At 39.9% G+C, this 22824-nt stretch carries 25 protein-coding genes and 1 pseudogene; 14 read left to right on the top strand and 12 right to left on the bottom strand.

Going from position 1 to position 22824, the window contains the following annotated elements; genetic code table 11:
- The first annotated feature begins 208 nt into the window (after window positions 1–208).
- Window positions 209–1858 carry an NAD(P)H-quinone oxidoreductase subunit 4 gene (locus V6C71_21550; protein HEY9771045.1) on the top strand — a complete coding sequence of 550 codons (1650 nt, stop codon included), beginning with the start codon at window positions 209–211 and terminating at the stop codon, window positions 1856–1858.
- Window positions 1859–2162: 304 nt separating this feature from the next.
- Here the strand turns inward: V6C71_21550 and V6C71_21545 are convergent, their stop codons facing one another.
- From V6C71_21545 to V6C71_21525, 5 genes and pseudogenes are all read right to left on the bottom strand, one after another.
- The gene (locus V6C71_21545) at window positions 2163–2753 is read right to left on the bottom strand and encodes a DUF4126 domain-containing protein (GenBank protein ID HEY9771044.1); all 591 of its coding nucleotides are present in this window, start codon (window positions 2751–2753) and stop codon (window positions 2163–2165) included.
- A gap of 209 nt (window positions 2754–2962) precedes the next feature.
- A complete protein-coding gene (locus V6C71_21540) occupies window positions 2963–3535 on the bottom strand; it encodes a transposase (GenBank protein HEY9771043.1) in 573 nt (190 codons plus the stop codon).
- A gap of 116 nt (window positions 3536–3651) precedes the next feature.
- Window positions 3652–3768 (bottom strand): annotated as a pseudogene (locus tag V6C71_21535) (transposase).
- Window positions 3769–3885: 117 nt separating this feature from the next.
- On the bottom strand, window positions 3886–4023 hold the full coding sequence (locus V6C71_21530; protein ID HEY9771042.1) for a hypothetical protein: 138 nt from the start codon (window positions 4021–4023) through the stop codon (window positions 3886–3888).
- A 236-nt stretch (window positions 4024–4259) separates the two neighbouring features.
- Window positions 4260–4715 carry a flavin reductase family protein gene (locus tag V6C71_21525; GenBank protein ID HEY9771041.1) on the bottom strand — a complete coding sequence of 152 codons (456 nt, stop codon included), beginning with the start codon at window positions 4713–4715 and terminating at the stop codon, window positions 4260–4262.
- A 105-nt stretch (window positions 4716–4820) separates the two neighbouring features.
- Between V6C71_21525 and coaE the strand changes: the two genes are divergently transcribed.
- From coaE to V6C71_21510, 3 genes are all read left to right on the top strand, one after another.
- Window positions 4821–5462: a dephospho-CoA kinase gene (coaE, locus tag V6C71_21520; GenBank protein HEY9771040.1), complete on the top strand. Its 642-nt coding sequence runs from the start codon at window positions 4821–4823 to the stop codon at window positions 5460–5462.
- 186 nt (window positions 5463–5648) lie between these two features.
- The gene (locus V6C71_21515; GenBank protein HEY9771039.1) at window positions 5649–5837 is read left to right on the top strand and encodes a DUF4278 domain-containing protein; all 189 of its coding nucleotides are present in this window, start codon (window positions 5649–5651) and stop codon (window positions 5835–5837) included.
- Window positions 5838–6092: 255 nt separating this feature from the next.
- The gene (locus V6C71_21510; GenBank protein ID HEY9771038.1) at window positions 6093–6488 is read left to right on the top strand and encodes a hypothetical protein; all 396 of its coding nucleotides are present in this window, start codon (window positions 6093–6095) and stop codon (window positions 6486–6488) included.
- A 38-nt stretch (window positions 6489–6526) separates the two neighbouring features.
- On the opposite strand, the gene V6C71_21505 is transcribed toward V6C71_21510, so the two are convergent.
- Window positions 6527–6919 carry a hypothetical protein gene (locus V6C71_21505; protein ID HEY9771037.1) on the bottom strand — a complete coding sequence of 131 codons (393 nt, stop codon included), beginning with the start codon at window positions 6917–6919 and terminating at the stop codon, window positions 6527–6529.
- 175 nt (window positions 6920–7094) lie between these two features.
- Between V6C71_21505 and V6C71_21500 the strand changes: the two genes are divergently transcribed.
- Together V6C71_21500 and hemE are read left to right on the top strand one after the other, a co-directional pair.
- Entirely contained in the window at window positions 7095–7532 is a 438-nt protein-coding gene (locus V6C71_21500) for a response regulator (protein ID HEY9771036.1), read from the top strand.
- 136 nt (window positions 7533–7668) lie between these two features.
- Window positions 7669–8730 carry a uroporphyrinogen decarboxylase gene (gene hemE, locus V6C71_21495; GenBank protein HEY9771035.1) on the top strand — a complete coding sequence of 354 codons (1062 nt, stop codon included), beginning with the start codon at window positions 7669–7671 and terminating at the stop codon, window positions 8728–8730.
- 205 nt (window positions 8731–8935) lie between these two features.
- Here hemE and V6C71_21490 read toward each other — a convergent pair whose 3' ends face one another.
- Entirely contained in the window at window positions 8936–9751 is an 816-nt protein-coding gene (locus V6C71_21490) for a COP23 domain-containing protein (GenBank protein ID HEY9771034.1), read from the bottom strand.
- A 260-nt stretch (window positions 9752–10011) separates the two neighbouring features.
- Here V6C71_21490 and V6C71_21485 point away from each other — a divergent pair, with 260 nt between their 5' ends.
- Window positions 10012–11418, top strand: coding sequence for a glycoside hydrolase 100 family protein (locus V6C71_21485; GenBank protein ID HEY9771033.1), 1407 nt, complete (start codon window positions 10012–10014; stop codon window positions 11416–11418).
- A gap of 29 nt (window positions 11419–11447) precedes the next feature.
- Here the strand turns inward: V6C71_21485 and V6C71_21480 are convergent, their stop codons facing one another.
- Window positions 11448–12116 carry a lysozyme gene (locus V6C71_21480; protein ID HEY9771032.1) on the bottom strand — a complete coding sequence of 223 codons (669 nt, stop codon included), beginning with the start codon at window positions 12114–12116 and terminating at the stop codon, window positions 11448–11450.
- Between the two features lie 23 nt (window positions 12117–12139).
- Here V6C71_21480 and V6C71_21475 point away from each other — a divergent pair, with 23 nt between their 5' ends.
- Complete coding sequence (locus V6C71_21475) at window positions 12140–12295, top strand: hypothetical protein (GenBank protein ID HEY9771031.1); 156 nt, start codon at window positions 12140–12142, stop codon at window positions 12293–12295.
- Between the two features lie 267 nt (window positions 12296–12562).
- Here the strand turns inward: V6C71_21475 and V6C71_21470 are convergent, their stop codons facing one another.
- Window positions 12563–13828 (bottom strand): aspartate aminotransferase family protein, encoded by a 1266-nt coding sequence (locus V6C71_21470; GenBank protein HEY9771030.1) that lies wholly within the window; start codon window positions 13826–13828, stop codon window positions 12563–12565.
- A 177-nt stretch (window positions 13829–14005) separates the two neighbouring features.
- Here V6C71_21470 and V6C71_21465 point away from each other — a divergent pair, with 177 nt between their 5' ends.
- Together V6C71_21465 and V6C71_21460 are read left to right on the top strand one after the other, a co-directional pair.
- The gene (locus tag V6C71_21465) at window positions 14006–15076 is read left to right on the top strand and encodes a potassium channel protein (GenBank protein ID HEY9771029.1); all 1071 of its coding nucleotides are present in this window, start codon (window positions 14006–14008) and stop codon (window positions 15074–15076) included.
- 24 nt (window positions 15077–15100) lie between these two features.
- Window positions 15101–15775 carry a response regulator transcription factor gene (locus V6C71_21460; GenBank protein HEY9771028.1) on the top strand — a complete coding sequence of 225 codons (675 nt, stop codon included), beginning with the start codon at window positions 15101–15103 and terminating at the stop codon, window positions 15773–15775.
- 45 nt (window positions 15776–15820) lie between these two features.
- On the opposite strand, the gene V6C71_21455 is transcribed toward V6C71_21460, so the two are convergent.
- Window positions 15821–17305, bottom strand: coding sequence for a carotenoid oxygenase family protein (locus V6C71_21455; GenBank protein HEY9771027.1), 1485 nt, complete (start codon window positions 17303–17305; stop codon window positions 15821–15823).
- A gap of 491 nt (window positions 17306–17796) precedes the next feature.
- Here V6C71_21455 and V6C71_21450 point away from each other — a divergent pair, with 491 nt between their 5' ends.
- Window positions 17797–18246, top strand: coding sequence for a response regulator (locus V6C71_21450; protein HEY9771026.1), 450 nt, complete (start codon window positions 17797–17799; stop codon window positions 18244–18246).
- A gap of 16 nt (window positions 18247–18262) precedes the next feature.
- On the opposite strand, the gene V6C71_21445 is transcribed toward V6C71_21450, so the two are convergent.
- Both V6C71_21445 and V6C71_21440 read right to left on the bottom strand, forming a co-directional pair.
- Entirely contained in the window at window positions 18263–19387 is a 1125-nt protein-coding gene (locus V6C71_21445; GenBank protein HEY9771025.1) for a carboxylate-amine ligase, read from the bottom strand.
- A gap of 160 nt (window positions 19388–19547) precedes the next feature.
- A complete protein-coding gene (locus tag V6C71_21440; GenBank protein ID HEY9771024.1) occupies window positions 19548–19730 on the bottom strand; it encodes a CsbD family protein in 183 nt (60 codons plus the stop codon).
- Window positions 19731–20147: 417 nt separating this feature from the next.
- On the opposite strand from V6C71_21440, the gene V6C71_21435 reads away from it, so the two are divergent.
- The 3 genes from V6C71_21435 (at window position 20148) to V6C71_21425 (ending at window position 22713) form a co-directional block, all read left to right on the top strand.
- Entirely contained in the window at window positions 20148–21797 is a 1650-nt protein-coding gene (locus V6C71_21435; GenBank protein HEY9771023.1) for an alpha-amylase family glycosyl hydrolase, read from the top strand.
- Window positions 21798–21982: 185 nt separating this feature from the next.
- Window positions 21983–22306 carry a hypothetical protein gene (locus V6C71_21430; protein ID HEY9771022.1) on the top strand — a complete coding sequence of 108 codons (324 nt, stop codon included), beginning with the start codon at window positions 21983–21985 and terminating at the stop codon, window positions 22304–22306.
- Window positions 22285–22713, top strand: a complete 429-nt coding sequence (locus V6C71_21425; GenBank protein ID HEY9771021.1) for a transglutaminase family protein — start codon at window positions 22285–22287, stop codon at window positions 22711–22713. Before V6C71_21430 ends, V6C71_21425 begins: the two co-directional genes overlap by 22 nt.
- Window positions 22714–22824: the final 111 nt, after the last annotated feature.

The following is a 22824-nucleotide window of genomic DNA, read 5'->3' as shown; positions in this document are numbered from 1 at the left end:
AAGAGAGCAGCGATCGCTTTGGCCCAAATGTATGAGATTCCATCACTTCATAGTTGAAATAGCTCAATCATCGAAAACTGAAAAGACTATTTCTTAACTTACTCAAAATCTAGCCAAATTTATTTCATCTAAAATAACAATTTTCTTAACAAAGCTTAATATAATATATACTTTTATTAACAATTAATTTTATAGGCAAAAATTTACAATGGTAGCTCAATTTCCCTGGCTTACCGCGATTATCTTTTTACCGCTGCTAGCTGCTCTAGCAATTCCTCTTATTCGCGACAAAAAAGGTAAAACCGTTCGTTGGTATGCTCTTAGTGTCGGTATTGCAGATTTTATACTAATGGGATATGCGTTCTGGAACAATTACGATACCAGCAACGCACAATTCCAACTAACAGAAAGCTATAGCTGGATTCCCCAGCTAGGTATTAGTTGGTCAGTGTCAGTAGATGGCATATCTGCACCCCTAGTTTTGCTAGCAGGATTTGTGACAACTTTGGCCATGTTATCTGCTTGGCAGGTAGATTGCAAACCTCGCTTATTCTATTTCCTAATGCTGGTGCTATATTCAGCGCAGATTGGAGTTTTCGTAGCTCAGGATATGCTGTTGTTTTTCGTAATGTGGGAATTAGAATTAGTTCCTGTGTATCTATTAGTTTCAATTTGGGGAGGTTCCAAGCGTCGTTACGCAGCCACCAAATTTTTACTTTACACCGCAGCAGCATCTATATTTATCCTGGTAGCAGGTTTTGGTATGGCTTTCTATGGTGATAACCTTACTTTTGATCTTGCTGCTTTAGCTTTGAAAGATTATCCTTTAGCTTTAGAAATGCCTTTGTATGCAGGCTTACTAATTGCTTTCGGAGTTAAATTAGCTATTTTCCCATTGCATACCTGGCTACCAGATGCTCATGGCGAAGCCTCTGCCCCAGTATCGATGATTTTAGCAGGCGTACTGCTTAAGATGGGTGGTTATGGTTTGATTCGCTTCAATATGGAGCTATTGACTGATGCACACGTTTACTTTGCTCCGATATTAGCAACATTAGGCGTGATCAACATCGTTTATGGTGGCTTTAGTTCTTTTGCTCAAACCAACATGAAACGCCGTTTAGCATACTCTTCGGTTTCTCATATGGGGTTTGTGTTGCTAGGTATCGCTTCCTTCACTGATATCGGCACTAGTGGCGCCATGCTGCAAATGTTATCCCACGGTTTAATTGCTTCAGTGCTGTTCTTCCTCACAGGAGTAACTTACGATCGCACACATACTTTATTTATGGATCGCATGGACGGTGTAGCTTTGGTCATGCCTAAAGTTTTCGCCCTCTTTACCGCAGGTGCAATGGCATCTTTGGCTCTTCCTGGAATGAGTGGTTTTGCTAGTGAAATTGCTGTATTTGTGGGTATGACTAGCAATGATGTTTATAGTCCTACCTTTTCTACTGTAATTGTCTTTCTAGCTGCGCTAGGAATCATCATGACTCCCATTTATTTGTTGTCTATGCTTAGATTAGTATTCTTCAATTCTAATGAAGCTCTAGCCTGTGATATCGATTGGTTAAAAATGAAGCAGCCTACCAATGAGCCAGCGGTATGTTTCGGTAATAACTGTGTATTACCAGGAGAAGCTCCTTTTGATGATGCTAATCCCAGAGAAATCTTTATTGCTGCCTGTTTTCTAGTTTTAATTCTTGGTATTGGAGTTTATCCTAAGCTTTTTACTCAGATGTATGACGTTAAGACAGTAGCAATTAATGCTGAAGTTCGTCAATCTCAAGCAATTATTGCCCAACAAAAGCAAGTTACCTTAGCTCAAGCACCAGTTATTGGGAAAATGGTGAAATAACTGCCGATAATTCATCTATTTGTCAATAATTTACATATTAATAGCGAAAGGGACTGATTTGCTATAGTTTTAGCGATTACCAGTCTCTTTTTAGAAAATGTCCCCTAAAGGATATGCCAATCACGGATTCACGGATAAACCGCACTCCGCCCTTCGGTCTCGAAGCTTATCCTTTAGGACTGCCAAATAAATTTGACTCAACAGCTTCTAAATCTGTTGCTCGCTTATATCCGTGGGCTAAAGCCACACGGCTTTACGCTCCACGCTTGGTAAATAATTTTCTGAAACTTGCAGAAAAACTTGCTCAAGTCTTGGAATTTCTGTTTTGCTTGCGTTTGCGTGCAGCAATAAACTTAGTCAGTCTAACTATCGCTAAGATTAATAGACCAAGTACTAAAGCCATGGCCAAAGGCAGTATAGTTAAAGCTAAAATTGACAAGACACCAGAGCTTAATGCTTCTGTAGTGGCTACTAAAAAATTACCTAACCCCCCCGTCATTCCTGTAAAAGCTAGCCTGGTTAGAGCCGTAAAAGCCACAACAATACCTGCTGTACCGCCTCCTGCGATCGCTGCTATTAGCCACCATAATAATAATGAATCAACATCCCCCAAGGTAGCCGCCGTTAATAAAGTACCGATGGTAACTGCGGTAGGAATTTCAATCGTATCCAAAAAGTTATCTACGACAGGAATGTAATAAGCAAAGATTTCGACTACGGTAGCTATCCCCAGAGCGATCGCGGTAGGATATGTTCCCACCCAATCAAAGCCAAAAGACAGTTCTAGATCTCCATAAAGCGCAGCCAAACTTAACGCTAATGGAGGCACAAACAAGCGAAATCCAGAAGCTGCACTCAGGGTAACTCCTAGACCAAGTGCCAGAATAATTTCCATCTTCTCATTGAATACTTTTTGTTAATATAGCAATCCTCTGTTTAGACAATTTATTACCAGGTGATGCTTTGGTAACTGTCAACTTATGTAGCAGTGACATCCTCCAGACACCGTAATCTTTGATTACGGTGCTGGCTTCCATTGTCGCCAATGGATCTTGCTCCCCTAAAACGCCACTTATCTAGAACAAAGTTCCCCGACAGTAAGACTCAAGAGTGCCAATTTCTTGAGCGAAAATGCGGTGTGGATTTTCCTCCCGCATTATTCGCGTGCTTTTCGGGAGTTCCCCGATACGTGAGTGCGCGTCGCCTGGGGTTTCCCCAGGCGTTTATGCCGTACGTTTCTATTCCTCGATTGCATATTTCCTGCGCTGAGGCTATGTCTCTATCGACAACATAATCACATTCGTTGCATTCATGCAGCCTCACGCTTAGATCTTTTCTGACTTCAGTACGGCAGTTAGGAAAGGTTTGAGATGTCCCACGATGGTCTATCCGACCAATAAATACATCTCGCTTTCGAGCTACATATTTTGATATGTCTCGCTGTTTACCAAATGCTGCATCAATTGTATGCTTGCCCAGCATACCCTTTGCCATAATACGAAAGTCACAATCTTCAACGTAGATCGTATCTGCCATGTCATAGAGTTTATGGGCTAGTTTGAATTGATAGTCAGCACGTTTGAACGCTATATGGTTATGTTGTTTGGCTACAATAATTCTCGCTTTCTCGTAGTTCTTTCCCCGTTTCATCTTTCTTGACAGACGCTTTTGTAGCACTCTCAGCCGACGGTGCGCTGTCTTGAAAAACTTAGGTCTAGGCTACAACGTACGAGTCAGATGTCGCCACGTAAAAAAATATAGCCGTTGTTGTTGTTTATTATTAATATTCTGTATTAGATAACCGACATAATGTATTCTGATTCTAGACTGCACCGATCAATCAGACACTTTTTAGAAGCAATCCAATCTTTCAGTTCCCATAGTGCGTAGTTATAGCTGACACGACAAGTCTCAAGCCACTCATTGAGTAGCTCTGCTTGTTGTGCGTCGGGATATAATCTATAGCGTTAATTTAGAATCATACAACTATTTTACCATTTTGTAGGGCGAGTGTATGACAAATTACACTACGTTGCCAAGTTTTTTAAAGGATATGCCCGTGCATGATTAGCTAGCCCTAAAGAATTAGCTAACGCATCCGCGTCCGTCCTCCGCGTCGCGCTTTCATGAGGCGGAAACGGCGAGGAAACCTCGCCATGTTCCACGCCGTCTCGATGCTGATTTGCTACATCCTTGGCAATACAGCGCGGGACTTCTCGCTCACAATGTTAAACTGGCGCGATAGTTGCGAATGTTTTTAATACTTGAATTGAATCAATAAAACGCGTCTTGTTCAAAAAGAAAGTATTGAAAATTAGCTATTTGGTTGGGTTAGCAGTCGTGTAACCCAACGCATAAAACATTACTTCACACTTTAATTTACTCCCAGCGGACAGACATTTTAACCGCCGTATTCCCAACCAGTGCTAGATAATAGCAGTTGATCGCCTTCGCGATGAATACCAGAAGCAATTACTTCTGAGACATAAACAGTGTGATCGCCTTCTTCTACTGTATCGACAACTTTACATTCAATGTATCCCAAAGAGTCTTTAATAATTGGACAGCCTGTCTCTTCTCCTGGATAAAACTCTACATCTTCAAATTTGTTACCAACACGGGCTTTAGGTTTGAAGAAAGATGCAGCTAGATCTTTTTGGTCTGCTTCTAAAAAACTAATCGCAAATACTTGAGTGTTTTCGATCATTTTATGGGAAATAGTGCCTTTTTTGACACAGTTAACCACTAAAGGTGGTTCAAAAGAAGATTGCATTAGCCAGCTAACGGTAAAACCATTCATTTCCTCACCTTCTTTGACACCACAAATGTATAGTCCGTGGGGAATCTTACGTAGCATTGTTTTTTTTGCCTTCTGATCTAACAAAAGTTTTGCTCCTTAACTTAATAACTTAAAATTGTCTCGCAATAGTTTATCAAGCTTCCGTAGCTAGAAAAACCTTCTGTGGTTAGAAACGTCAATATTCAGCATCAGTTAAACATGGAATTAGCAAATCGACTTATTGGATTGACAGGGGGAATTGGTACAGGAAAAACCACCGTATCAAATTACTTGGCAGAGAAATATAATTTACCAGTTTTAGATGCAGATATTTATGCCAGACAAGCACTTGCCCAGGATTCTCCTATATTACAAAATGTTTTGGCGCGATATGGCGATCGCCTTAAATTGCCAGATACTAGTCTCAATCGTTCTGCTTTGGCAGAAATTATTTTTAATGACCCTAAAGAGAAACAATGGCTAGAAAGCAAGATTCATCCTTTTGTTCGCGATCGCTTTACCCAAGAATTACAGCGTACTCAAAACGATACAATAGTATTGGCTATTCCTCTTTTATTTGAAGCCAACTTAACTGACACGGTGACCGAGATTTGGGTAGTTAGTTGCGATCGTTCTTTACAAATTGCTCGATTGCAACAGCGCAATGGCTTAACTCTTGAGCAAGCGCAGGCGAGAATTGATAATCAACTTCCTTTGTCAGAAAAAGTCGCTTTAGCTGATATTGTCCTGAATAACGATGCTGACTTAGAACATTTGTATGCTCAAGTCGATTTTGCCCTAACCTTAAATCCAAAAACTGTATAAAGTTAAATTACGATTCTTTTGTTTTACTAAAATGGTAACAACAGTTACAGAAATAAACTATATTATCTATATAAGGCAGAAAAATCGCTATTTGATAACCAGCTTTGTTTAGTGTAAAACATGAGGTTACATAATTATTACTGCTGAATCATATAGAAAATAATATTTTAGATCAAAGGTGCAACAATGAGACTACAATTTAGAGGAAAAACTTACGAACATACTAATGTAGCAATGGACGTAAGTGAAGGCGAGGTTGGCGGAATGTATCGCGGTAAACCTTGGAAGGTGCATTACCTAAAAGAACAACATCGTCACAACCACAACGCCAAATCAGATTTGACCTACCGTGGTATTCACTACACTAAAGATTAGTTGTTTGAACTAGAGGCATTTATTGGTTAAATGCCTTGCTATTTTTAGTAGTCACAGATTACTCTGCCGCTTGCCCTAAAGGATTCCCTTCGGTCTCGGAGCGGTATGCTTTAGGGCAAGGGCAGGAGTGCGGTTTAACCGTGAATGCTCGCCAAGACACGACGGAGACGGCACGGACCGTTGGTCAATTATAACTCAACTTAAATTTTGATCTACTTTGGCTATTTTGGGTGTTAGCAGGAAAAATATAAAGTAATGTTAAATCTATCCCCTAATTCATCAAATTATCGACCACCTAGCTTTTATGACGAAGCAATGGGGGCAGAAACTTTTTATCAGCAGAAGAAACTTAAGCTACCTCGCCATATATCTTCACTCGAAAGCACAGCTCGTTTAAATAGTAATTTGGACGAAATTAATTACAAGTCGGTAATTTACTCAACAAATTTAGATTCCCATCCAGCAGAGGCAATTGATCTAGCTGTAAGTATCCTTAAATATCAGCTGAAGGATCTTGCTTCCAAACAAAAGCATTTACAAAATGTACGCTGCAACTTAAGACATCGTTTGCAGGTAGCTCAAGTGCAGGGAAACAGTCAGTTAGTAAAGATTTTGCAAGAAGAGTTTAGACAGTTGGAGGCTAGTTCTTAAAAACAACTATCGATTACCAATCTGACTCACAAGATTGCTTAGTTATTATTAGTATTGTTAGAACCAAGGTATTGACGCAAGCGAAACAGGCTGAAAGTTTGCCCAAAATTGAGTGGTAACAACGAAACGCCTTCTAAATGAGACTGTAACCAGCCATCACCCCAATGCCATTCGTGAAAACCATCGATGCCTTTACTCAATAAGAGGCGTAAACTATTCTCTTCGACAGTTTCTACCTGATGTTCAATTTCTACCAACCCGAAAGAACTAACAAAAGTATCTCCTGGACTTAAGCTGCCTGACAAAGAAGCAAAACTTTGAGGCCACATCCATTGTTTGAGACGATCGCTTTCAAGTAAACTATCTCGAATAATTTTCTCTGAGGCATCTATTTCGATTCGCAAGTTGCTTTGCTGAAAACTTCCCAACATATTTAACTGATACTGCGTTTTGGATGTATTAGTAAATTAAGTTTAGTTTAATTTTGCTAAGAGTTTCAAGACCAGTTGAAAAATTAATTTTAGCTAATTAAAAATCAACGCTAGACTATTAACAATCGATCCCTGAAGTATCTTTGTGTTTCATTCAAAAATGAACTTATGAATCATGAATCATAGTGCGACTTTTGACTACTGCTCGAAAACGGTACTCGTAATTAATAATAATAATAATAATGATGATGATGTAAATCTCGCCTCAAATTCTTCGATCCTGGCTTCGTTTCATCAAGTTTTTCTTTCGGTTTCAGATGCACATAATGCTTTATCTTGGGTACAACAAAATCAACCCGATTTAATAATTCTAGATTTAGAGTGGTCACAGATAGTTCGTCTACAATTAATTGCAGCGTTAAGATTGGATTGGCTAACTCGCAACATTCCGATTATGCTAATAGTCAGCTCTACTGCTCAAGGGCTTCATTCAACTGCACAACTCGATTATGATGCCTGTCTAGTAAAACCATATTCCATTACCGACTTAGACAAAAAAATCTGTTCTTTGGTGTCAATTCCTGCCTGTGAATTGTCTGCTACGGCAGTCTGAATACAATAGGCCAGAAAGAAACCAAATTTTCCAGCACAACTTCATATAATTAAACAATTTACCAGGACAATCAAACCCTTGCGCAATGGTAAGCTAACAGTTGCGCTAAAAAAAAATATTAAATGGATTTAATAAAATGAGTGGAGCGAATGAAACGCCATTATTGTTAAGAGCAGCCCGTGGCGAAAAGCTAGAACGTCCTCCTGTATGGATGATGCGGCAAGCGGGCAGATATATGAAAGCATATCGCGATATCCGAGCCAAATATCCTAGCTTCCGCGAACGTTCCGAGATTCCCGAAGTAGCAATTGAGATCTCTTTGCAACCTTGGAAAGCTTTCCAACCCGATGGTGTAATTATGTTTTCCGATATTGTTACGCCCCTGCCTGGCTTAGGGATCGAAATGGATATCGCCGAAGGAAAAGGCCCGATTATTAGTTCGCCGATTCGTTCTCAACAGCAGGTAGATGAATTACGCGCCTTAGAACCAGAAGAGTCTCTTCCTTTTATCAAAACGATCTTACAAAGTCTGCGTTCTGAAGTAAATAATAAATCCACAGTACTAGGTTTCGTCGGTGCGCCATGGACTTTGGCTGCTTATGCAGTAGAGGGAAAAGGTTCAAAAACCTATGCCAATATAAAAGGGATGGCTTTTTCAGATCCAACGATTTTACATCAGTTGTTGAGTAAGTTGGCTGATGCGATCGCTACTTATATTTGCTATCAAATCGACTGTGGCGCTCAAGCAGTACAGATGTTCGATTCTTGGGCAGGACAATTATGTCCCCAAGATTATGAAGCTTTTGCTTTACCTTATCAGCAGCAGGTATTTCGTAAGGTAAAAGAAACTCATCCCGATACACCCCTGATACTTTTGGTCAGCGGTAGCGCAGGTTTATTAGAGCGCATGACTTCTTCTGGGGCAGATATCATCAACGTAGATTGGACAGTTGACATGGCAGAAGCCAGACAGCGATTAGGCAAAGAGATGAAAGTACAGGGTAATATAGATCCTGGGGTTTTGTTTGGTTCTAGAGAAGTGATTCGAGATCGCATCTTAGACACGATTCGCAAAGCAGGCGATCAAGGACATATTCTTAATTTAGGACATGGTGTTTTAGTTGGCACTCCTGAAGATAATGTGCGTTATTTCTTTGAAACCGCTAAACAAGCCGATCAATTGTTGGCTCACGCTTAAATAAGCTGTTAGCTATTAGCTATTAGCTAATAGCCAAATAGATATTGTTCTTTGATTCAAAGAGTAGTTAAACAAAAAAACAAGCAAGAGAAATTCTGGGACTCAATAAACTCTTGCCTGTTTTTATCTCGACTTGCTACTCGCTACTGCGACGCGAAGCTATATGCGAAGCGGTATCCGTGATAGAGTCCTTTAGGGCTACTTGCTACTTAAACAGAGCTGGCTTGTGTTGAACGTTATTAGATTGGGGTACAGCGGAATTGCTTTTTAACTGTTGTCCTGTACCACCATCAGCAGGATCTAAAAAAGGTCTGAGGTCAATATTTTCTGGAGAATTACGGGGCGTATTCCCGTTTTTACCATTAATTACGTTACCGATCTCACCTAAAATATCGCTGCTGGATTGATTGTCACCAAAGGTATATACTCCTTGAGTTGAACCGCCGTCATCAGCAACTAATAAATTATCAAAGATTAGATCGCGAGTTAGCTGAGGATCTTGTCCAGGGGGAACAGTCAAAACAATACGGCAGTCTGTGGGGTCTAACTGAGTAGTTACACAGATTGTATCGTAGCCATTTTCAGTTCCAGTAGTCAACTCTAGCAATCCATCCTCACGATAAGATTCAAAGCGAGAAGTAATCGCATCGCAGCGTTTCTCAGGAGTCCAACCACCGCCTAACTCACTGGGAATAGCCCAAGGATATTTCTCATTGGGCTGGCTTTCGGGATAATACATTACAGTGTATTCACCATTAACTAGTTCACAAGTAAATCTGGTATCTCCATTACGAGTGACAGTAGAAGAAGATGAGGGAACAGAACGACGATTAGGTTCATTAATAATTACCTCTGGCGGTTCGCTATTTTGACTCAAAACTTGCCGTAACTGGTGAGTACTATTCAGACTCAAATTATCTACTGAAAGGGCGTTGACGCTGCTTGGTATACCTAGTAATGCGATCGCTCCAGGAATAGTAAATAGCGAAACCAAAGTTTTTAGATGATTGTTTAAATTCATTGATTGTAGTGGCACTGTTGTTAGTTCCTGAAATATTACAAGATTAGTAATTTTAAATAAGATAAAAACATTCACTTTAATATTTCAGCTTAAGTTTTTGCTCCATTATTTTTGACGAGAGTAAGGTACAAATAGTTTCTGAGAAAACTCGATCAATAAGCGATAATAACGGATAAACATAAAGAGAAGCAATACATCCTACTAGTTATAAAGCTAGCTGAAAACCAATAGATTATCAAAAAAATAGGGGTTCTAAACAATTGAGTGTCAAACAAAGTTATGTTATCGCTGCCGAAGCATGGCAAGCCCTTGAATCATCCATCATCTACTATCGTGGAAATCCTATAGGTACTTTAGCTGCTTGTGACTATAGTTCACCTTCCTTAAACTATGACCAATGCTTTGTGCGCGATTTTGTTCCCGCAGCCGTAATTTTTTTGGTCAGAGGTAGAAGCGAAATTGTCCGTAATTTTTTAACTGAAACACTCCAACTACAAATTAAGGAAAAACAGCTTGATTTTTTAGAGCCAGGACGAGGATTAATGCCCGCTAGTTTTAAAGTACTGCATCAGGGAGGGGAAGAATTTCTTAAAGCTGACTTTGGCGATCATGCTATAGGCAGAGTCACTCCTGTTGATTCTTGTCTGTGGTGGATGTTTCTCTTGCGAGCTTATGTCAAGGCTACAGCCGAAAATTCTTTTGCCCACAGTCCCGAAATGCAAAAGGGCATCAGATTAATTATTGAGCTTTGTCTTTCGGCACGGTTTGATATGTACCCAACGCTACTTGTTCCTGATGGAGCTTGTATGATTGACCGTCGTATGGGGATTAATGGACATCCGCTGGAGATTCAAGCTTTGTTTCATACTACCCTAAGATGCGCCAAGGAATTACTGCTATACAATGAAGAAAATGTCACAATTCTCCAGGCAATTGACAGCCGTATTGCTCCTTTAACCAGTCATATCCGTCATAACTATTGGCTAGATCCAGAAAAGTTAAACGTGATTTATCGCTATCACTCTGAAGAATATGGAGAAGATGCCTTAAATCAATTTAATATTTATGCAGATTCCATTCCCTATGCAGCATTAAGTGAATGGTTTCCCGAAGATGGGGGTTATCTGGCAGGTAATTTAGGTCCGTCTCATCTTGACTGTCGCTTTTTTGCCTTGGGTAACTTGATGGCGATTCTTTCATCTTTAGTTATGCGTCAACAGGGGCAGATTATCATGCACACCATCGAACAAAGATGGGAAGATTTAATTGGCTGGATGCCAATGAAAATCTGCTTTCCTGCCCTCAAAGGTCGCGATTGGCAACTACTTACTGGCTGCGATCCTAAAAACCGTCCCTGGTCTTATCATAATGGCGGAAATTGGCCAGTATTACTGGGATTTCTAGTAGCAGCGGCAGTTAAAATGGATCGTTTTGATTTAGCCCAGAGGGCAATTGACATTGCCGCCAAACGCCTCCATAAAGACGAGTGGGCAGAATATTATGATGGCAAAAATGGTCGCTTGGTCGGGAAAGAAGCCAGAAAATATCAAAATTGGACAATATCTAGCTTCTTGTTGGCTCAAGATCTGATCGACAATCCTAAATATCTGGATTGGATCTCTCACGATGGAGATGTCAAGCGATCGCGTTTTTCTAGTTACAAGTAAAAAAGTGCGGTTGCCGAGACAATTAACTACTAAAATCTATTTGAATCTAAAAATAATTGTCTTTCCGCTTGCCTTCTTCTAGTTAGTCCTGGCATCTGTACCAGTGTGCCTTGTAGATTGGCTTTATCCCAACGCAGAAACTCATTAGCTGCACCAGCATAATCTTCAGCATTAATTTTTTTAACTAAAGTGCTGTCTTTAATCGAGTTAATTCCTACATTAAATGAGATAGAAGCTAACGCGCTGAACTGGCGATCGCTTAAATTAACCTGTACTATTTTGTCTAATTCTTGATGAATTTCTTGTAATTGATGCTTCAAAGCGTTTTCAGCCTGGAGCGGAGAAATGCGATCGCCGAGCTGTACGGGTTTTCCTGCTATTGTCGATAAACCGTAACCAATTACAGGTGTTCCATCAGTATCGACATAAGCGCTATCGGCAAATCCTTCAAATTCTTTGACCAAGTTAACTGCTATGTCAGATATAGGTTTGACCTGCGGTTGTGTTGAAGTTTGTTCTCTAAATCCTTCTAGTTTTTTGAGCTTGATCTCTAGAGAATTATCTAGGCGTTCTAATTGAAGATCTTTAACCACATTTTTAGACGGTTCATAAATTTTCCCTTGAGCAATAGATATGGTAGCTAAACCCATAGAGCAAATACTGGTTAGTACAATTACGCTATCAATGTACTTATTCAAAGTTTGCTTCTCAAATAGTTATTTTGCAACCAACAGTTCTAGCCGATTGTCAAAAAAACAGCGACCAAATTAAGCTATTGATTAAAAAATCTTTACCAACGGTTATTGCAGACTCAGGATTGAAAAGCTTGAGGCTGAAAATTGCTCTTTGGGCGATCGCTATTTTGGAGTCAGATTAATTCAAGTAGAGATTTAAAAAGATAGAAGCTTGCTTTTGGGGTTCTGTCCGAGTTTCGATCCCAAAAACAAGCTTCTTAATAGTTCACTCCTCACACTTCTAGAATTTTTACTTATTTGTCAAATAAACGTTATGGATGGTGTAACAGTTTGATGATTGTCACCTCAGATTATCGATCGCTTAATATTTAGCTGAGACTCAATCTGATTCAGCCAAAAAGCACTTTTGGACTGAAATAGCTAAAACTCCCCTTTATTGATAATTGATATTAAGCAAGTTTTTCAATTACGCTTGTCAAAATAGTTACGGCTCGGTCTACTTCCTCTGAAGAGACGATCAAAGGAGGAATAAAGCGGAGTACTTTTGCTCCTGCGGGAGCGAGTAATAAACCCTCATCCATGGACGCTTTCACGACTTCAATCGAGGTTAGATCGATATTAGAGCTTAATTCTAAGCCATTGATTAGACCCCAACCACGAACTTCAGTAAACAAGGTAGGATATTTAAGTGCGATCGCTCTGAGTCTAACCCGAAGCTGTTCTCCTCGCTCTTGAACATTTTGTAAGATGCTTTCGTTTTCTAGAGTATGTAATACCGCCAAAGCAGCAGCACAGGCAAAAGGATTACCGCCAAAAGTACTGGCATGATTTCCTGGTTCAAATGCAGCACAGGAGTCTTTACAAAGCATTGCACCGATGGGAATGCCACCGGCTAAACCTTTGGCACTGGTGAGAATATCTGGCTCTACCCCCAAATTTTCATAACCCCAGAGTTTACCGCTTCTGCCGATCCCCACCTGCACCTCGTCAAACACCAACAAGATCTTATTTTCGTCGCAGATTTTACGCAGTTTCAAGAAATAGTCTAAATCTCCTGGACGCACCCCACCTTCTCCTTGAAGAGGTTCGATCATGATCCCGACTACTCGGCTTAAAGTACCTTCGTCAAGGTCAGTAATTGCGTTTTCTACCGCAGTAATATCATTGTAGGGAACATAGGCAAAACCAGGAAATAAAGGACCAAAACCCTTTTGATATTTTTCTTGTCCTGTAGCGGTAACTGTCGCCAGAGTACGTCCATGAAAGCTAGATTTAGCAGTCAAAATAATCGGATTTTCTACCTTATCTAAATAAGTGTGAGCGTATTTTCTAACTAGTTTAATTGCTGCTTCGTTAGCTTCTGCCCCAGAGTTACAGAAAAACACTTTGTCCATACAGGAGTTATCGACTAGCCATTGAGCAAGCTGTCCCTGTTGCGGAATGTAGTATAAATTAGAGACGTGGTGTAACTTTTTAATTTGTTCGGTTACCGCAGCAATCAAAGCAGGATGAGCATGACCTAAAGTACAGGTGGCAATTCCCGCCACAAAATCCAGATACTTTTTACCCTCAGTATCCCAAAGACTACAGCCCTCGCCTTTTTCAATGGCAATCGGGAAACGGCCATAGGTTTGCATGACACTATTATCAAAGCGATCGCGATCGAATTCAGTACTGACAGATAAAAGATTTTTTGAAATTGTGGATTGAATCACAGGTTTCTCCTAAGTAAAATTTATATCTTCGGCAAATACATTTAAAATGACAGTTGTCATTCGATATTGCTGGGATTATTTGGTTTTAAACCAGACTTAATCTTAAATGTAATTAATTTTAGGTAAAACTGTTGTCAAAGTCAGCACCGAATTTTGAATATATAAATGTATATTTGAATGAATAATTACACTTTTAAAGAAAAGTATGGTCGTTTACGCAAGGAATTAGTCACGGGTGGTGTAGTATTAGTCATTATTGTACTAGTCGGTACTCTTTGGTATTGGCAGGTCGAGAAATGGTCTTTTTCTGAATCAGCGTACATGACCGTGATTACCTTGTCTACGGTCGGGTTTTCTGAGGTGAGACCGCTGGGAGAGAGGGGACGATTATTTACCGTTGCCTTAATCTTAATGGGTTTGCTGACCATTGGTTATATAGTTAATCGTTTTACAGAAGCCCTAATTCAAGGGTATTTTCAGGAAGGAATCAAACTAAGACAGGAGAAGAGTTTGATTGAATCTTTAGATCAACATTACATAGTATGTGGTTTTGGGCGTACAGGTCGTCATGTCGCCCGCGAATTTTTTGCTGAGGGCATTCCCTTTATTATCATTGATGACAATCTTGAAGAGGTAGAAGAAATTAAGCAGATTGGATATACCGTAATTCTGGGAGATGCTACCCTGGATGAATCTTTGCTGCGTGCCAAGATCGATCGAGCAATTTGCTTAGTAACGGCTTTACCCTCAGATGCGCAAAATCTTTATACAGTTTTGTCAGCCAAAACTCTTAACCCTCGAATCAGAGCGATCGCTCGCGCTAGCAACGAAGAAGCCGTACAAAAGCTTCAGCGTGCCGGGGCTGATGCAGTGGTTTCACCCTATATCACTGGCGGAAAAAGACTAGCAGCGGCAGCCTTAAGACCTCAGGTAATGGATTTTGTTGATGGTATCATTACAGGGGGCAACCGTTCTTACTATCTCGAAGAATTTTTAATCGATTCTCAGGACTGTCCCTATGTCGGCAAAACTTTAAGAGAAGCACAATTGCGATCGCAATCAGGAGCTTTAGTCTTAGCAATTCGTCGTTTTGATGGCAATCTGATCGCAGGACCAACGGGAGAAACGGAAATCTTAGAGCGAGATGCCTTTATTTGTATGGGGACAGCAGAGCAATTGCGCACGCTTAACAAGATTTTGGGGCCAATCAATTCTAATAATGCACTGAGATTACCGAAGAATAAGTAACTAATTACTAATTGCTGATAGGTTATGACATCACATATTTTAGTGGTAGAAGATGAGGTTAAGCTAGCTCAGTTCATCAAGATTGAACTAGAGTTTGAACAATATAAGGTTACTCATGCACTAGATGGCTTTACTGGATTATCTTCTGCCCGAGAGATTCAACCAGATTTGATTCTGCTTGATTGGATGTTACCTGGAATATCGGGACCAGAAATTTGTCGTCGTCTGCGGCAGACAGGGGATAAAGTACCAATTATTTTGCTCACTGCTAAAGATGAAGTAAGCGATCGCGTTGTAGGCTTAGACGCTGGTGCCGATGATTATGTGATCAAACCCTTTAGTATTGAAGAACTCCTGGCGAGAGTAAGAGCCAATTTACGTCGTGATCACGAGTCAGAAATAGACCTGCTGCAATTTAGCGATCTGACCCTCAATCGTTCTACTCGCGAAGTATTTCGGGGACAGCGTTCGATTGAATTAACCGCCAAAGAATTCGATCTTTTAGAGTATCTATTATCTCATCCCCGCCAGGTATTAACTCGCGACCAAATTTTAGAGCGAGTCTGGGGTTATGACTTTATGGGCGACTCTAATATTATTGAAGTCTATGTTCGCTATCTACGCCTCAAGCTAGAGCAACAGCAAGAACCCCGCCTGATCCAAACATTACGGGGTGTCGGCTATGTTTTGCGGGAGTAGCAGATCGTGTATGGGCAAGGCACTGCCTTATTCCTACCGTTAATTTTAAATAAACACTTCGTCACACCAGCTACCGTGTAAACCATAGGGAATATGATGTTTGAGATGTAGTAAGGCGATCGCTTTTCCTGCTAAATTTTCGCCATCTAAAATTGCTAGCGTAGAACGGTGTTTGCTGCCGTCATAAACCAAAGTTAAGACCCAGCCTGCATCTTCTGCTTCAGCGTTGGGCTTGGGTACGAAAATGGGTTCGCTAACATAACCACTGGGGGCAAAAGAATGTATCTGACGTTCTCCTGTATCTAGGTCTAATTTCAAAATTGCCTGTAATGGCGCATTATGTCCTGTATCACTGGGTATAGCACCTATGTATAAGTAGCGATATTGTCGACCAACTTTACCAGGATTATGGGTCGGAAATTCGCAGCAACGACTTTCGATCATCTGGCGCTCAACAGTACTATTATCCAGATTGAGGGTAAATCGCCATAGCTGTCCTGGATCGAGACTGTCGAAATCAACTTCTTTATAGTTAGACTGGGGTTGTACTTGAGGCAAAGTCTGATAGGCAATTGAATCGATACAAACTTGGTTATCTTGCTCAAAAGCATTGGCATGATGAAACACAAAGCCCGATTCTACGCTAAAGGTTTTGACCTCTCGATTATTAGGATCGCGAGGAATTAAGACTACAGTGGTTGGTTTATCTGGCTGAAACTCAACACATTCCCCAGCACCACGCATTCCCAGCAAAAAGGGTAGGGGATTAAAGCTAACAGGATTCTGGAAAAAGATGGCGTAATGAGGCGTAATGATAAAATCGTGAATAAAAGAAAACCCAGGAATACTGTGGGAATGGCGACGCAGTAATTTACCATCAGGAGCAAATTCAAACAGGGTTATTTTACTTGATAATCCTGGATCTATGCGAAAGTTGACTAAACATGGTGCGCCATCATCCATTACGCAACTAGGATCTACCCAAGGATGAGCTGCAAAAGCATCACCTGGTTCTAAAACACCGTCAAGGTATTCAATACCTATCGTTTCCAAAGTTCGCGGATCTAAGCGGTGAGGTTCAGCTGCTTCCCAAAGAGCCAGTAGTTTGCCTCCCCAATAAATGACCCCCGTATTTGCAATATTTTTTAGCTTGAGGTCAAAAATATTGTTGAATAAACCGCCAGGCTTCTGAGTCCCAAACACTCCCCGATAGAGAATTTTTTTTGCTTCGTTTTCTTTAACGTAAGACTCGGTTTGCACAAAGCGATTGCGATAATATGCCTTACCATCTTTGAGCGAAAACGCACTAATCATGCCATCTCCATCAAAAGGATGATGAATTGCCGAGCCGCCAATGTCTAATAAACCAGGCCCATTACGAAACAGTGTCCCAGACAATTGGACCGGTATTTCTCCTTCAATTTCGGTAATTTCATATTCGTATTCATTGGGTTGAGAATCGTAACCTCTTTTCCATTCTTCGATCTTGTATGGTTGAGTATTTGCTTGTTGAGTAATCGTGTTAGTCATGATAATGGTCGGTTTTGAGGGCAGTCTTGCCTCGATAAAATATCAAGATTTGTAAAGTTGTCAGATATTTTTTAGCATAGTCTGAATTTTGGTTATTCAGGAAAATTTTTGGCATTTTGGACTAATTACTATTAGTGTTGAAGCTATAGTAATACCAGGCTTTTAGCAGATAGCTAAGATTGGCACAGTATTTTTTCAAACCATTTATACTGAATAAAGAGAAAAATTTTGTGTAAAATTACCTAATTTTTGATTGGTGCAGGATATACTTTGAAACAAAGAAACCATTGACTTATAATTCTATAAATTTTCAGGCAAGATAGTAAACATAAAAGCAGCTAATACTTATGTTAGTCAAGGTTAATGCCTCTTCAGTAGAGTTATTGATAATTGGAAATTGCTGATTGCAAAGTAAAATCGGCTGTTGAGCTTAAGTGCATCTTATCCGCTAAATAATCACATCTTTGCTATATGTGTCGTGCAAATTAATAATGAATGTAGAACCTCGTCGTCAGAAAATCCAAGCAGCAGATTCTAAAGTTCCGATGATTTTGGCTGTGGAAGATGACATTGACAACTTGCTATTTATTTCTCATGCACTTATATTTTTCAAATTTGACTTTATTACAGCCAGGGACGGCAAAACTGCTTTTAATTTGGCAACTAAATATGAAATCGATCTGGTTCTCTTAGATTTAGTACTACCAGAGATTAGCGGTTTCGAGTTAGCCAGCCAGCTAAGACAAAATGTGTTAACTCAAGATATGCCAATTATTGCAATTTCTGGCTTGGCAAAAAAACAAGACCAAGAGCGCGCTTTGTCATTAGGCTGTAATGATTATTTATGCAAGCCTTATTTGATTGATGATTTAGAAACTAAAATTTATCAGCATTTACCTCGTGACCAACAATTAAGATCAAAACGAAATCTTAAAGTTTAATCTTTGATGTTAAACGTTAAATATTAAATAGTTTCGTTTGTTCGACAAGATAATCAACTACCTCAACCAAGTTTTGATTTTTTTGATATATGGCTAGCTGACGTTGCGCACCATTACCCTGGTCGAGAATTTTTTGTACCGAAGTAGAAATAAGCTCCCAATCACCAAACTTTTCTAAACCTGGACGCAAATAGTTGAGAAATTTCTCAACTAAGTCTTGAGCAGGAAGGGGAATTTTGCCGATAACATCAATTAAATTATCTGTTAAGCCATAACGCGCTGCACACCATTGAGCAGCCTGTAACAATTCAGGACGTACTTGATTTAAAGGAACATTATTAATTACCTCTTGATAACCAGTCCAGACTAAGGCACGAACTAAACCTGTAATGGTCACTGCCTCTTCTACAGTCAGACAGATATCGGTGACGCGAAATTCAATGGTAGGGAACTTGTCTGATAAGCGAATATCCCAATAAATATTAGTAGGATCTTTGATTGCACCAGCAGAGATCAAATCATCAATCAAAGTCTGATATTCTTGCTCGTCTGCAAAAATTTGTGGTGCACCTGTCATTGGTAACCGTGTCCACATTTCTGTACGATAGCTGGCATAATCTGTTACTTGACCCAACCAAAAGGGAGAATTAGCCGAAAGTGCGAGTAATACGGGTAGCCAAACACGAACACGATTAATTACCTGTAGTGCGATCGCGCGATCACTCATACCAATATGAACATGATTACCAAAAATAACTAGCTCGCGAATTAACTGTTTAAATTCTGCTTCTAAGTTTTGATAGCGAGGTTTTGGAGTTATTTCTTGCTCGCGCCAGTCAGAAAAAGGATGAGTCCCCGCGGCGGCGATCGCTTTACCTGAGACTTCAGCAGCCTCAATTACTGCTTGACGACAGCGAGTCAATTCTTGACGCACATCTGATAGAGATTGACATACCACTGTGGCAATTTCTACCTGGGAACGGTGCATTTCTGGCTGGATAATGTCTTTGTTTTCTAGAGCTAAATTCTCTCTAACATAACTAATTATCTGCTCGGCTTTACCACAAAGTTCTCTGGTTTGCGGATCGATTATTTGATATTCCTCTTCTACGCCGATGGTAAATTCTTCAGATTCATTCATATTGAAAAATATATTTTTAAAGCTGGATTATAAATTAAAAGCTTATATTTTTAGCTGAAATTAGGCGTGTATCTAGAGAAATAAATTATGGGAAATAATACGGGGTCTAGCAATGCTAGACCCCGTATTAAATATTTTCTTAAGTATTAGTATCAGCAAATTAGTCGATCATTTTTTTGATATCATCCTTAGCGTTTTCAACACTGTGCTGAACCTGAGCTTCAGTCTGCTTTTCCTTACCTTCTACCCGATCTTGAGGATTTCCTGTTACTTCTCCGACTACTTCTTGTACTTTGCCTTGGATATTTTTAGCAGTAGCATTAATTCTATCTTCAACACTCATTTAAATTAATCCTTTTACAATAAACTTTCTCTCAATATATCTATCTTAAGTCGTTTTTTACATCTATCATAAGATTGATTTAACAGCAAATATTAATAGTCAAATGAAAATATTGAGTATTTAGGCGCTCGCTGATTAAAGTTGATGCGCTGCTACTCATCTTTGCTGTTAAATCTAAAAAAGGTTAGCTAATTTGTTCCCGTTTTTGCTTCATCAAGCTTGCTCAAAAAAATTATTTTAATCAAATGACAACCCAAAATAATCAATCTAAATACAAACTGTCGAGTTATTAATAAATGTTTAGTTCTCTTGACACAAAAGCTTGGCTCATCCCGACGATAGATGTTTTCACTTGTCACACTAAATATACTTGCAACATTAACCTGGATATTTTTAGTATTTTTAGCAATTTTGAAAATGGCAAGTCTAACAGAATTTAAGTTATTCGCTCCTTATAACAAGGAGGCTGCTGTTACTGGTTCTTTTACCGATTGGCAACCTGTACCAATGGAGAAAGGTGACGACGGTTATTTTAGAACTAAGATTGAACTAGAAGACGGGGAACATGAGTATAAATTTCGCGTTCGTTCTTTGAGTTGGTTTTTAGAACCAGACGAATGGGTAGAAATAGTCGATCCCTGTGCTGTTAATATTGCCCCAAAAAGTCAAAATGGCACGATAACCATCAAAGACGGAGAACCAATTGTCGATACTTATGTTTGGATGCACGACGAGAAACCACTACCCCCAGACCATGAGTTAGTTATTTACGAACTACACGTTGGTGACTTTTCAGGTGGAGAAGACGATTCTAAAGCGCGAGGAAAATATCAGCACGTCATTGATAAGCTTGACTATCTATTAGATTTAGGTATCAACGCCATTGAAGTGATGCCCGTCAAGGAAAACCCTGGGACTTATAGCTGGGGATACAGTCCACAACATTTTTATGCCGCTGAGTCCAATTATGGTACAACCTATGAACTAAAGCATTTAATTGATGAATGTCATGGTAAAGGCATTCGGGTAATTATGGATGGGATTTATAATCACGCCAACACTGATTGTCCCTTAACCCAAATTGACCATGATTATTGGTTTCATCATGACCCAACCGATCCAGATAACAGCTGGGGTCCAGAATTTAACTACGAAAAATATGATGAGAACCTAGAGGTTAAACCTGCTTGGAAATTCGTGGGTGATACCGTGGATTTTTGGGTTAAAGAATATCATATCGACGGTATTCGCTACGACGCAGCCAGACAAATTGATAACTACGACTTTATGCACTGGATTGTCGATCGCGCCAAAAAAGATGGCGGAGTCAAACCATTTATCAATATTGCCGAACATATTCCTGAAAATCCAGCGATCACCAACCTAGAAGGGCCAATGGATAGCTGCTGGCACGATAGTTTTTACCATACCGTAGTCGAACATATATGTGGCGATCGCTATGAACCTGAAGAACTCAAAAATGTAATTGACTGTAAACGTCAAGGCTTTATGGGTACGACTAACGTAGTTAACTACATTACTAATCACGACCACGAACGAGTAATGGTAGAGTTAGCTAAGCGTGATCTTTTCGGAGAAGCTGCCTTTAAGCGAGTCAAGTTAGGCGCGATTTTATTGATGACCGCAGTGGGGATTCCCATGGTCTGGATGGGTGAAGAATTTGGCGAATATCAGCCTTTGAATCAAGAAGCCTGTAAAATTGATTGGACACTATTGGCAGCAGACAACAACCAGTATCTGTTTGCTCACTATAAGGGTTTAATCAACCTACGTAAAGGAAATCATGCTTTGTATACAGAAAATATTGATTTCTTCTATGAAGATCCAGAAGCGAAGGTAATTGCCTATACTCGTTGGAATGGTGAAGGTTCTCGCGTAGTGGTTGTAGCTAACTTCTCCGATCAATATCTGGGCGGTTATGCAGTTCCTAATTTTCCTGCTGATGGAACTTGGCATGAATGGACTGGCAACTACGACATTGAAGCGGGTGATGGTCAGATTGTGATCGATTTACCTGAATACGAAGCACAGGTATTCGTAATGTGATAGCTATTCTCATGTAGGGGTTATGTATGCCTAACCTCTACCAATTTATGTAATTTTTTCTGAGTTAACCATAATGAAGTTTAAGCTTGGCTGCCAATTAGACTACGATCTTTCCAGCGATAGTACTTTTATCTTCAATATCTGTGCTATCGAAAATGAATATCAGCGAATTTTAGATCACAGTCTTGAGATTACCACCTGAGTGTGAAAGAGAAGAATTTATTGACCAAGACAGGAAAAACAGCTACTTTCGCTTGATTGCACCAGAAGGAAAGTTGGCAATTGCTTATCAGGCAATAGTGGAATCAAAGTATCATGCCGATCAGATTAATACCATAGAAGAAAAATCTCCGGCAGAACTACCTTTAGATGTTGTTCCTTATTTATATCCATGGCGCTATTGTCAAAGCGATCGCCTGATGAAGCTAGCACAAGATGAATTTGGCAATTGTCAGCCTGGTTATAATCGGGTGGAAGCGATCTGCGATTGGATTTACAATATAAGATAGACTATATCTCTGGCAGCAGCGATTCCCATACTTCAGCTTACGATACGGCGACTGAGAGAGCAGGTGTTTGTCGAGATTTTGCCCACTTAGGAATTGCTTTTTGTCGTGCCTTAACTATCCCGGCTAGATTTGTATCAGCTTATGCCTGGCAGCTAAAGCCACCCGATTTTCCTGCCTGTTTTGAAGCCTATTTAGGAAATCAATGGTATCTTTTTGATGCTACTCGTCTGGCACCTACCGACGGATTAGTGCGTATTGCTACAGGTAGAGATGCAGCAGACGTAGCTTTTGCTACGGTATTCGGTGCTGTGCAATTAAACAAGATGAACGTATATATCGAGAATATAGGCGATCGCCAAGAAGCATCTAACCCAGAAAGTACTGCCTATGCCAACATTTCAACTTGAGTTGAGGCTTTTTTTAGGTTAAAACCTGGGTTGAGAATCGAAGGGTAAGCTAGTGGCTTATTCATAGACTCATACAACAGTTAAATTATCTCCCCTGAACTTGTCCCTGTT

The sequence above is a fragment of the Coleofasciculaceae cyanobacterium genome, from assembly GCA_036703275.1.
Classification (GTDB): Bacteria; Cyanobacteriota; Cyanobacteriia; order Cyanobacteriales; family Xenococcaceae; genus Waterburya.
The sequence above is the reverse complement of the archived record's forward strand: the minus strand, read 5'-3'. Positions and strand labels throughout refer to the sequence as shown.